This is a genomic window from Reyranella sp., assembly GCF_004297265.1.
In the GTDB taxonomy this organism is placed as follows: Bacteria; Pseudomonadota; Alphaproteobacteria; order Reyranellales; family Reyranellaceae; genus Reyranella.
In genome coordinates, this window is the sequence record NZ_SCUT01000040.1 from 182,607 (window position 1) to 193,969 (window position 11,363).

General features: G+C 66.6%; 8 protein-coding genes. 1 reads left to right on the forward strand and 7 read right to left on the reverse strand.

The genetic code is table 11. From position 1 onward, the window contains the following. Positions 1 to 31 precede the first annotated feature (31 nt). Entirely contained in the window at positions 32 to 1,717 is a 1,686-nt protein-coding gene (locus tag EPO41_RS17845) for a Na/Pi cotransporter family protein (protein WP_296327634.1), read from the forward strand. Here EPO41_RS17845 and EPO41_RS17850 read toward each other — a convergent pair. The 7 genes from EPO41_RS17850 to EPO41_RS17880 are packed head-to-tail and all read right to left on the reverse strand — an operon-like array spanning position 1,684 to position 11,363. After that, complete coding sequence (locus EPO41_RS17850; RefSeq protein WP_296327695.1) at positions 1,684 to 4,158, reverse strand: FAD-dependent oxidoreductase; 2,475 nt, start codon at positions 4,156 to 4,158, stop codon at positions 1,684 to 1,686. The genes EPO41_RS17845 and EPO41_RS17850 overlap by 34 nt on opposite strands. Beyond that, positions 4,155 to 5,315: an iron-containing alcohol dehydrogenase gene (locus EPO41_RS17855; RefSeq protein WP_296327698.1), complete on the reverse strand. Its 1,161-nt coding sequence runs from the start codon at positions 5,313 to 5,315 to the stop codon at positions 4,155 to 4,157. Before EPO41_RS17855 ends, EPO41_RS17850 begins: the two co-directional genes overlap by 4 nt. 11 nt (positions 5,316 to 5,326) lie before the next feature. Further along, a complete protein-coding gene (locus EPO41_RS17860; RefSeq protein ID WP_296327637.1) occupies positions 5,327 to 6,691 on the reverse strand; it encodes a glutamine synthetase in 1,365 nt (454 codons plus the stop codon). Positions 6,692 to 6,719: 28 nt separating this feature from the next. Beyond that, positions 6,720 to 8,024, reverse strand: a complete 1,305-nt coding sequence (locus EPO41_RS17865) for a TRAP transporter large permease subunit (protein ID WP_296327640.1) — start codon at positions 8,022 to 8,024, stop codon at positions 6,720 to 6,722. 23 nt (positions 8,025 to 8,047) lie between these two features. After that, a complete protein-coding gene (locus tag EPO41_RS17870) occupies positions 8,048 to 8,632 on the reverse strand; it encodes a TRAP transporter small permease (RefSeq protein ID WP_296327643.1) in 585 nt (194 codons plus the stop codon). Beyond that, positions 8,629 to 9,636, reverse strand: a complete 1,008-nt coding sequence (locus tag EPO41_RS17875) for a TRAP transporter substrate-binding protein (RefSeq protein WP_296327646.1) — start codon at positions 9,634 to 9,636, stop codon at positions 8,629 to 8,631. The genes EPO41_RS17870 and EPO41_RS17875 overlap by 4 nt, the downstream gene beginning before the upstream one ends. 53 nt (positions 9,637 to 9,689) lie before the next feature. Then, positions 9,690 to 11,363, reverse strand: a complete 1,674-nt coding sequence (locus EPO41_RS17880) for a hydantoinase B/oxoprolinase family protein (RefSeq protein ID WP_296327648.1) — start codon at positions 11,361 to 11,363, stop codon at positions 9,690 to 9,692.

Here is an 11,363-nt window from a genome sequence, read left to right on the forward strand (position 1 = left end):
ATCGGACAACGAGGCGTAGGATTCCGCAATCATGAATGGCGTCGACACGATCCTGAATATCCTCGGCAGCGTCTGCCTGCTGCTGTGGGGCGTGCGCATGGTGCGCACGGGATTGACGCGCGCCTTCGGCGCTTCGCTGCGCCGTGCCATCGGCGCCTGCTCGCGCAACCGCGTCTCGGCCTTCGCGGGCGGCGTCGTGCTGACCGGCGTTCTGCAGTCCAGCACCGCCACCGCCCTGCTGCTCGCCTCCTTCGCCGGGCGCGGGCTGATCTCGCTCTCGATCGGCCTCGCGGTGATGCTGGGCGCCAATGTCGGCACGACGCTGACGGCGCAAATCCTCTCCTTCCCGCTCGGCTGGATCTCGCCGCTGATGATCGCGGGCGGCGTCATCGCCTTCCTGTCGAACAGTTCGGACCGGGCGCGTCATCTCGGCAGGGTCGCCATCGGCCTCGGCCTGATGCTGCTGTCGCTGCACCTCCTGGAAGCCGCCGCCCTCCCGCTGCGTTCCGCCCCGGCCTTCGTGGCCGTACTGGAAGGCCTGCAGGACGAGTATGTCATGGCCGTTCTGGTTGCCACAGGCGCCACCTGGCTGATCCATTCCAGCCTGTCGACGGTGCTGCTGGTCATGTCGTTTGCCGCGAGCGGCATCATCGATCCGAAGCTCGGCATGGCGATGGTGATCGGCGCCAATATCGGCGGCGCGGTCGCCCCCTACTTCGACCAAGCCTCCACCGATGTCGAGGCACGGCGCCTGCCGCTCGGCAACCTCATCACGCGTGTGGCAGTCGGCCTCGCGCTGCTGCCGTTCCTCGGCCACCTTCACCAGTGGCTGTTGATGATCGATCCGGCGCCCGGCCGCCTGCTGGTCAACTTCCACACGGCCTTCAGCGTGATCGCCGGCATCGTCTTCCTGCCGCTGACCGATCCGATGGCCGCGCTGTGCCGACGCCTGGTGCCCGACCGGCCGCAGACCGACGACCCCGGCAAGCCGCGCAGCCTCGACCCCAACGTGCTCGACACGCCGGCCGAAGCGCTGGGCTGTGCCATGCGCGAGACGCTCAATCTCGGTGACCGGGTCGCCGACATGCTGCGCCAGACGATGGAGGTGTTCGAGAAAAACGACGCCCGCGCGATGAAGGCGATCGAGGCGGCAGACGATGCCGTCGACAGCCTCTACGAGGCGATCAAGCTCTATCTGATCCAGACCTCGCGCACGGAACTGGGCGAAGAGGACGGCAAGCGCTACGTCGAGATCCTGACCTTCGTCACCAACCTCGAACATGCCGGCGACATCATCGACAAGAACCTGATGGAACTCGCCGCCAAGAAGATCAAGAACCGCTACGCCTTCTCGACCGAGGGCACGGCGGAGCTGCGCGCCTTCCACGCCCGCGTGCTCGACAATCTGCGGCTGGCGCTGAACGTCTTCACGACCCGCGACATCACCCTTGCCCGCCGGCTGGTGGCCGAAAAGGCGGCGATCCGTGAGGCCGAGGCGCACGCCGCCGACAGCCACTATGCACGTCTGCGCGAAGGCCGGCCGGAATCGATCGAGACCAGCTCGATCCACATGGACGTGATCCGCGACCTGAAGCGCATCAACGGCCACTTCACAACCGTGGCCTATCCGATCCTCGAGGCCGCCGGCGAACTGGCCGAGACTCGCCTCAAGACGACGACGGATCAGCCCCTGATCCGCAGCCCGCTCGGATCGTAGGGCGCGCGCAGCGAGACCCTCGCTGCGTGCCGCTTGCCGGCCAGATCGACTTCGAAACGGCCGCCTTCCAGCCAGGCCACGTCGATCGCCTCGCCATCGCCGCGCTTCGCGTAGCCAAGGCCGACCGAGGCGCCGAGCGTGTGGCCGTAGCCTGCCGAGGTGAGATCGCCGACCGGCCTGCCGTCCCGCAGCAGCGCCTCGCCCCCCCACAGGAGCGGTTCGCCATCCTCCAGCACGACCGAGACGAGCCGCCGGGCCAGCGGCCTGGCTTTGGCTTCCACGAGTGCCTTCTGGCCGATAAAGCCGCCCGGCTTGCCGAGGTTCACCGTCCAGCCGAGGCCCGCCTGGAAGGGCGTGTCGTCGGGCGTCAGCTCGCGGCCCCAGGCGCGGTAGCCCTTCTCCAGGCGCAGCGTCTCGATGGCGTAGTAGCCGGCATCGCGCAGGCCGAGTCCAGCGCCCGCCTCGTGCAGCGTCTCGAACACCGTGACGGCGAATTCGACGGGCACGTAGAGTTCCCATCCCAGCTCGCCCATGTAGGTCCGGCGCGAAGCCAGGACCGTGGCGTAGCCGATGCCGATCTCGCGGATCGTCGCGAAGGGAAAGCCTTCGTTCGAGAGGTCGGCCCGGCTCACCTTCTGGAGCAGCGCGCGGCTCTTCGGTCCCATGACGGAGAGCACGGTCCAGCCCGACGTCACGTCGGTCAGGATGGCGTGGGCGTCCGCCGGCATGTGCCGGCCCAGCCAATCCATGTCGCGGACTGGCTGGGCGGAGCCTGTGATGACCAGGAACTTGTCGCGCGCCAGCCGGGCGACGGTGACGTCGCTCTCGAAGGTGCCGCGCTCGTTCAGCACACCGGTATAGACGGTGCGGCCGACCGGTACGGCGACGTCGTTGGCGCACAGGCGCTGCAGCACGGCCTCGGCATCGCGGCCCTGCACCAGCAGCTTGCCGAACGAGGTCTCGTCGGTAATCGTCACGTCTTCGCGCGTCGCGCGGTGCTCGGCGGCGACCGCATCGAACCAACCGCCTGGGGCGCCGCGGCCCCAGCCATAACGCATCTCGGGCGCCTTGCCTTCGCCCGCGAACCAGTTGGGCCGCTCCCAGCCCATCTTGTTGCCGAACCAGGCGCCGCGCGCCTTGAGGCGGTCGTAGAGCGGCGAGCGGCGGAACGGGCGGCCGCTCTCCTGCTCGCGCTGCGGCCACGGCATCTTGTAGTGCAGGCCCAGCGTCTCGGCGACCCGGCTGCGCAGCCAGGCATCATTGCCGTGGAAGCCCGCGAAGCGCCTTATGTCGACCGGCCAGAGGTCCATCGTCGGTTCGCCCGCGACGATCCATTCCGCCAGTGCCATGCCGGCGCCGCCCGAACTCGCAATGCCCATGGAGTTGAACCCGGCGCCGACGTAGAAGCCGCGCAGCTGCGGCGCCTCGCCGAGAATGTAGTTCATGTCCGGCGTGAAGCTTTCGGGCCCGTTCATGAAGGTCTTGATGCCGGTCTTCTCGAGCGACGGCACGCGGATCAGCGCATTGTCCATCAGGATCTGGAACTGGTCCCAGTCGTCGGGGAGCATCCCGAACTCGAAATCGTCGGGGATGACGTCCTTGTTCCAGGGCTTGGCCTCGGGCTCGAAGCCGCCCATCAGCAGGCCGCCGACCTCTTCCTTGAAATAGATGTAGCCGTCGGGATCGCGCATGACCGGCAGGTCGCGCGGCACGTTCTCCATCTTCTCCGTGACGATGTACATGTGCTCGCAGGAATAGAGCGGCACCGTCACGCCGACCATGCGGCCGAGCTGGCGTGCCCACTGGCCACCGCAATTGACGACGATCTCGGCCTTGATTGGGCCTTCCGTCGTTTGCACGCCGGTGACGCGCGGCCCCGATGGGCCGTCCTCGGTGTCGATCGCCGTGACGCGCACCTTCTCGAGGATGCGGACGCCGCCGTTGCGCGCGCCCTTGGCCAGGGACTGCGTGATGTCGGCCGGGTTGGCCTTGCCGTCGCCCGGCAGCCACACCGCGCCGACGAGATCGTCGGTGCGCATGATCGGATACTTGTCGCCGGCTTGTTGCGGCGTCAGCGGCTCGCAGACGACACCCTGCGCATTGGCCATGGCGGCGGAGCGGCGCAGCAGGGTCATGCGCTCCTCGGTGCGCGCCACGATGAGCGATCCGGATTCCTTCCAGCCAGTGGCGAGACCGGTTTCGGCCTCGAGCTTCGAATAGAGCTCGGTGCTGTAGCGGATCAGCCGCGTCAGGTTTTGGACGCTGCGCAACTGGCCCACGAGGCCGGCCGCATGCCAGGTCGTGCCGCCGCTCAGCCGCCCCTGCTCCAGCAGCACGATGTCCTTCCAGCCGTGCTTGGCGAGGTGATAGGCGGTCGAGCAGCCCATGATGCCGCCGCCGATGATGACGACGCGGGCCTGGGTTGGAAACGCGGCCATCAGAGCCTCCCTGCGACGGCGGCCTCGTACATCCTGCGCATCTCCGGCACGCCGGCCTTGACCGGGTTGCCGCCGGCCGTCGGATCGACCGCGGCCATCTCCGAGAATTTTTCGAGATGCTCGGCCTTCACGCCGAGCTCGGCCAGCGTATGGGGAATGCCCGCTTCACGCCGCAGGTCGAGCGTCCACTGCTGGAAGCCCTCGAAGGTCGGCGTGCGAAGGTTGAGCCAGCGCGCCAGGCGCACGATCTTGTCCTCGATGGCCGCACGATTGAACTGGATCACGTAGGGCATGACGACGGCATTCGTCAGCCCATGATGCGTATCCAGAACGGCCCCCACCGGATGCGACAGCGCATGGATGGCCCCCAGTCCCTTCTGGAAGGCCGTCGAGCCCATCTGCGACGCTGCCAGCATATGCCCGCGGGCCTCGATATCGCGGCCGTCTCTGACCGCGCGGGCGAGGTTCTCCTTCACCAGTCGCATGCCCTCGACGGCGATACCCTCGGCATAGGGGTGGTAACCCGGTGCACAATAAGCCTCCAGGCAATGGCAGAAGGCATCCATGCCGGTGCCTGCTGTCAGCCTAGCCGGCAAGCCGATCGTCAGCTCCGGGTCGGCGATCACGAGCTGCGGCATCATTTTCGGATGAAAGATGATCTTCTTCGTCTTGGTCGCGGGATCGGTGATCACCACCGCTCGGCCCGTCTCCGAACCGGTGCCGGCCGTGGTCGGTACGGCGATCGACGGACAGATGCCGGCCGGATTGGCGCGCGTGTACCAGTCGCCGACATCCTCGAAATCCCATAGGGGTCGCGTTTGACCCGCCATGAAGGCAACGGCCTTGCCGGTATCGATGCCTGACCCGCCGCCCCAGGCGATGACGCCGTCATGCTTGCCCGCCCGCAGCACACGGACGCCGGCCTCGACATTGGCCAGCACCGGGTTGGGCTTTACGTCGCTGAACACCGCAACCTCGATGCCCGCCTTGCGCAGCGACAGGGTCGCGCTGGAGACCATCGAGAGCCTCGCCAGGCCCGGATCGGTAACCAGCAGCGGCCGCCGGAGCCCGACCTCCTTGCAGGCATCGGCAAGTTCGCGGATGCGGCCGGCGCCGAAGCGGATCGAGGTCGGGAAGTTCCAGTTGCCGAAGAGCGGCATCGCGGACGACATCAGATGATTTCCATGTAGCGGTCGAGTTCCCAATCCGTGATGGCCTTGCGGAACTCACGCTCTTCCCACTCGCGTGTTGCGGAATAATGATCGACGAAGGCGTCGCCGAAGAGATTACGTGCCGGCTTCGAGGTCTTGAGCCGGCCGGCCGCCTCCATGAGCGTCCGCGGCAGCTGCGACTTGGCCGGGTGCTTCTTCTCGTAGGAATTGCCCGTGACGGGCTCGCCGGGATCGATGTCGTTCTCGATGCCCCACAGGCCCGAACCGATGGCGGCGGCGATCGCGAGGTAGGGATTGGCATCGGCGGCGGCGACGCGATACTCGACGCGGGTCGACTTGGCCGAGCCCGGGATCACGCGCAGCGACGTCGTGCGGTTTTCGACGCCCCACGTCGAGGCGGTCGGCGCCCAGAAGCCCGGGATCAGGCGGCGATAGGAGTTCACGTTCGAGGCGACCATGCCCAGCAGCTCCGGCATCAGCGCCGCCTGGCCGCCGACGAACTGCCGCATCGTCCGGCTCATGCGATACGGCGCCTTCTCGTCGAAGAAGACAGGCTTGCCGCCCTTCCACAGCGACATATGCATGTGGCCACCGCAGCCCGGCCAGTCCTTCGACCACTTGGCCATGAAGGTGGCGAGCCAGCCGCGTTTCTGCGCCAGCACCTTGGTGAAGATCTTGAACAAGGCGGCCTTGTCGGTGGCTGCGAGCGCATCGTCGACCCGGAGCGCCGCCTCGAGGACGCCGGCGCCGGTCTCCGTGTGGAGACCCTCGATGCCCATGTCCATCGCCTCGCACAGGGCGAGCAGGTCGCGGTACCAGTCGGACAGGACCGAATTGCGCAGGACCGAGTAGCCGAAGAAGCCGGGCGAGATCGGCTTCAGGTTCCGGTAGCCCTTCTCGCGGATCGATTCCGGTGTCTCGGCGAAGACGAAGAATTCGTATTCGAAGCCGACCTTGACCTCGAAGCCGAGCTTCTGCGCGCGCTCCAGCACTCGACGCAGGGTGCCGCGTGGACAGATCTCCTCCGCCGTTCCGACGAACTCGCAGAGGAAAAACAGGTTGCCGGGCTCCGTCGCGATCTCGCGGCAGGTCTCCGGCAGGATGCGGACATTGGCGTCGGGATAGCCCGTATGCCAGCCCGTGTAGGTGACGTTGTCGTAGAGCTGGTCGTTCATGTCCCAGCCCAGCACCACGTCGCAGAAGCCGAAGCCTCCCTCGAGGGCGGAGCGGAACTTGTCGACGTGGATGTACTTGCCGCGAAGGATGCCGTCGATGTCGTGGACGCCCACTTTCACGTGGGTGAGCCCCCGCTGCTTGACGATCTTCAGTGCGTCGGCAGCCGTCTTGACCTGTCGCGGTTCCATCCAACTCCCCTCGTTACCCCGCGGCAGACTAGCTGCTGAGGTAGCGGGGAAGCCAGAGGGCAATGTCGGGGAATACGGCGATCGCCATCGTGAAGAGAACCATGATCGCGAGGAAGGGCAAGGTCACGCGGGCGATATAGCCCAGCCCGTCCTCGGTCAGCCCCTGGATCACGAACAGGTTGAAGCCGACAGGCGGCGTGATCTGCGCCATCTCGACGACCAGGACGAGAAAGACACCAAACCAGATCGGATCGAAGCCGGCGTTCTTCACGATCGGCATGACGATCGGCAGGGTCATCACGATCATGCTGAAGCCGTCGAGGAAGCAGCCGAGGATCAGGTAGAAGACGATCAGGGCCACGATCAGCATGAACGATGAAAGACCGAGGCTGCTCACGAACTCGGCGACGGCCGCCGGAATGCCGAGGAAGGCCGCGGCGCTGCCCAGGATCGACGCACCCAGCACGATCAGGGCGATCATGGCGCAGGTCTGCACCGAGCCGATGGCGATGGCCTTCAGCGCGGGCACCGACAGTTCGCGCTGGATGCCAGCCACCACGAGCGCCCCCAGCACGCCGACGGCCGCGGCCTCCGACGGTGTCGCGAGGCCGCCATACATCGAACCCAGCACGCACAGGATCAGGAACACCGCCGGTCCCAGTTCTCGGATCGAGGTCAGGAACTCCGCCGCGCTGGCGATGCGCACCTTGCGCTCCGCCTCGGGCACGAGTTCGGGCTTCAGCGCGGTGTTGATCATGATCCAGCCCATGAAGCAGCCCGCCAGCAGGAAGCCGGGGATGAAGCCCGCCGTGAAGAGCTTGGCGATCGAGACGTCGCCCAGGACGCCATAGATGATCATGATGTTGGAGGGCGGAATCAGGAAACCCAAGGTCCCTGCCCCGGCCAGCGAGCCCACGGCGACATCCTTCGAATAGCCGCGCTTCAGGAGTTCCGTCAGCGAGATGCGGCCTACCACCTGGGTCGTCGCCGCCGACGAGCCCGAGATGGCGGCGAAGATCGTGCAGCCGATGACGTTCACGTGCAGCAGCCTGCCCGGGAGCATCGCTGCCCACGGCGACAGCCCGCTGAACAGCGTTTGCGACAGCCGCGTCCGGAACAGGATCTCCCCCATGATGATGAACAGCGGCAGGGCCAGAAGTTCCTGCGTGGTCAGGATGTTCCAGGTGTACTGCGCCAGCAGCTTGTCGAGCGGGATGTCGCGGAAGATCGCCAGCAGCACCGTGCCGGTGACGGCCAGAGTCCAGCCGATCCACAGGCCGCCCGCCAGGAAGGCGAACAGCACGACGAACATGGTGAGGACGACTTCAAGCATGGGATCTCAACTTGCGCGAACGACTATTCAGCGACGGAACCGGCGCGCATATTGAGGTCCTCGAGCGGCAGGCCGAACAGGGCCTGGAAGAACCGCGCGATGAACTGCATGACCAGCAGACAGATCCCGAACGTCACAAGCGCCTGCGGAATCCAGAGCGGCGTCGCGCTGGAGATCGAGACCTGCTCCGACACGAAGCTGCGCCAGGTGAAGTTCACCATGGCCAATGCGAGATAGCCGGAGAAGGCGACGCCCAGCGCCGCAAGGACCGTCTCCAACCAGCGCCTTGCCCTCGGCCCGATCCGTGCCAGGACGAGGGTGACGCGGATATGGCCGCCGGCCCGGAGCGTCATGGCAGCCCCGAAGGTGAAGGCTGCCGCCATGAGATAGGAACCGTATTCCCAGGCGACGGGAATGTCGGCCGGCACCCAGGGGAAGATGTCCGAGAGCGCCCGGACGAGGACCTCGCCCAGCATCAGGCAGGTGAGCGCCACCAGGCAGGCGGCGCCCATCCAGCCATCGAGACGGCCCAGCATGTCGATCCCGTCGAGGAAGGCGCGCAGCACGGGCGGCGCGCCGGCGTTGGGATTGGGGCCGCGGCCGCTCACGCGCGCTTCATTTCGACGAGATAGGCCTTGATCGGCTTCTCCGCGGCCGGAACGCGCTTGTAGAACTCGGCGATCATCGGCGCCGTCTTCTTCTGCAGTTCAGCCGTCATCGCCGGCGGCGGAATGACCAGCTGCATGCCGCCCGCGATCAGGCGGGCGTTGCTGTCCTTGTCTGCCTGCAGCGACGACTGCCAGAACTCGGGCTCCAGCTTCTTCGCCAGATCGACGATGATCTTCTGGTTGGCCGGCGAGATCTTCTTCCAGGTGTCGTTGTTGATCGTGACGATCTCCGACGACCAGGCATGGTTGGTCTGATGGAAGAACTTCAGGAACTCCCAGAACTTGCCGTCGACACCCGACACCGACGAGGTCGACACGCCCGCGACGGCGCCCGACGACAGCGCCGCGATCGTCTCGCCCCAGGGGATCAGAGCCGGCGCCATGCCGATGGCGCTGCACATTTCCTGCGCGTTCTTGTCGGGCACGCGGATCTTGATGCCCTTCAGCGCATCGAGCGACTCCGCCTTGATCTTGAGGTGCAGGTACTGCGTCGGCCACGGCACCGTGTAGAGCATGGTCTGGTTGTTCTTCAGCAGCACCTTCTCGTACTCGGGCCGCAGATACTTGTGCAGCACCTTCAGCTCTTCGATGTTGTTGCAGATGAAGGGAATGCCCTCGACGCCGAAGATCGGCTCGTCGCCGATCTGCTGGATGTTCAGGATGTCGGCCATCGGCACGAGGCCGTCGCGCACGGCGCGCATCTGCTCGGGGCCCTTGAAGCCGAGCTGGCCGCCCGACTTGACGTCGATCTCGACAGCACCGTTCGTCCCCTTCTTCACCTCTTCGGCGAAGCGCTTGACGTTGACCGTATGGAAGTTTCCATCCGGCCATACGGTCGCCAGCGGCAGCTTGAGCGCCGCCTGCCCCATCACCACGGCCGGCGCACCGACCATCGCCATCGCACCCACGCCCGCCTTCAAGGCCTTCCTGCGTCCCAGCTTCATCGAAGCCCCCATCGTTGAATTGACACCGTTCCCCGTTTCACGTCGACGCCGGCTTATTCCGCGGCCTGCGGCGGCTTGAATTCGTAGACCTCTTCGGCCGACTCCTTCGAGATCAGGCCGTCGGCGAGATCGTTGGCAACCTGCGCACGATCACGGTCTCGCGGCGCGCCGATGCCGGCGCCGCCCGGCGTCAGGATCACCAGCCGCTCGCCCGGCGGGATGAGCTGGAAGCCCTTGCCCTTCAGCGTCTGGCCCGACTTGAAGGCCACCACGCCGGCCTTGCCGTCGCCGCCGCCGTCGCGGCCCCGCGCCGGATGGTCGATGCGGTCGAAGGCTGCCAGCAGGTCGAACGGCTCGTCGATGCCGCTTTCGATCTCCATGATCTGACCGAGGCCCCCGCGCGTGCGGCCGGCGCCGCCCGAATCGGGACGGAACTCCTTGCGCCAGAAGATGAGGGGCGTCTGGGTCTCGGCGATCTCCACGGGCGTGCCGCGCACGCCGCTGGGATAGGCCGTGGCCGAAAGCCCGTCCTTGTCGGGACGCGCGCCCGTGCCGCCGTTGGAGGTGATGGCCATGCCGAAGCCGTAGTTGCCGCCCTCGCCGCCCTTCACCCGGCCGCGCACGTTGATGTTCCACAGGCACGAGGTGCCCTCCGCCGGCACGCGCTCCGGCACGACCTGACGCAGGCAGCCGAAGGTCACGTCCGGCAGCATCTGGCCCACGACATGACGCGAGGCGACCGCGGTCGGCTTGGGCGCGTTCAGGATGCAGCCCTCCGGCGCCGAAACCGTGAGCGGCTCGAGCGACCCGGCATTGTTCGGGATGTTCGTGGAAACGACGCAGCCCAGGCCGAAGACCGTGTAGGCCGTCGTGTAGGCATGCGGCACGTTGATGCCGCGCCGCGACACGCCGGTCGTGCCGGTGAAGTCGACATGGATGCCGGTGTCCGAGATGGTCAGCGCGGCTTTCAGGGTCACCGGCTCGTCGTAGCCGTCGACCGTCATGCTGTTGTGCCAGGTGCCCTTGGGCAGCTTGGCGATCTCGGCCAGCACCGCCTCGCGCGAGCGCGCGATGACGTGGTCGCCCAGCTCGTCCAGCGAATCGATACCGAACTCGTCCATCATCTCGACGAGCCGCCGGGCGCCGACGTCGTTGCAGGCGGCCAGGGAGTAGACGTCGCCCTCGGTGTCGACCGGCTGGCGCGTGTTGGCGCGGATCATCGCCATCAGCGTCTCGTTCGTGCGGCCCTGGTCGAACAGCTTCAACATGGGGATGTAGAGCCCCTCCATGAACACGTCGGTCGCATCCGGGCCGAAGCCGATGCCGCCGATGTCCATGAGGTGGCTGGTGCACGAGAACAGCGCCACCAGCTTGCCATTGCGGAAGCACGGCGTGGTGATGACGAAGTCGTTGAGGTGGCCGGTGCCCATCCACGGATCGTTGGTGATGTAGGCGTCGCCGGGCTTCATCGTCTCGATCGGGAAGTACCGCAGGAAATGCTTCACCGACTCGGCCATCGAGTTCACGTGGCCCGGCGTGCCGGTCACGGCCTGGGCCAGCATGCGGCCCTGCAGGTCGAAGACACCCGCAGAGAGATCGCCGCACTCGCGCACGATCGGGCTGAAGGCGGTGCGCATCAGGGTCTGCGCCTGTTCCTCGACCACCGCGATCAGGCGGTTCCACATGATCTGGAGATCGATCAGGCCGACGCTGTTGGACTGGCTCAT

Excerpts from the sequence above, each read along its gene's own strand:
- EPO41_RS17865 (WP_296327640.1), bottom strand. The coding sequence starts at position 8,024 with ATGCTTGAAGTCGTCCTCACCATGTTCGTCGTGCTGTTCGCCTTCCTG.
- EPO41_RS17860 (WP_296327637.1), bottom strand. The coding sequence starts at position 6,691 with ATGGAACCGCGACAGGTCAAGACGGCTGCCGACGCACTGAAGATCGTC.
- EPO41_RS17875 (WP_296327646.1), bottom strand. The coding sequence starts at position 9,636 with ATGAAGCTGGGACGCAGGAAGGCCTTGAAGGCGGGCGTGGGTGCGATG.
- EPO41_RS17845 (WP_296327634.1), top strand. The coding sequence starts at position 32 with ATGAATGGCGTCGACACGATCCTGAATATCCTCGGCAGCGTCTGCCTG.
- EPO41_RS17880 (WP_296327648.1), bottom strand. The coding sequence starts at position 11,363 with ATGAGCCAGTCCAACAGCGTCGGCCTGATCGATCTCCAGATCATGTGG.
- EPO41_RS17855 (WP_296327698.1), bottom strand. The coding sequence starts at position 5,315 with ATGCCGCTCTTCGGCAACTGGAACTTCCCGACCTCGATCCGCTTCGGC.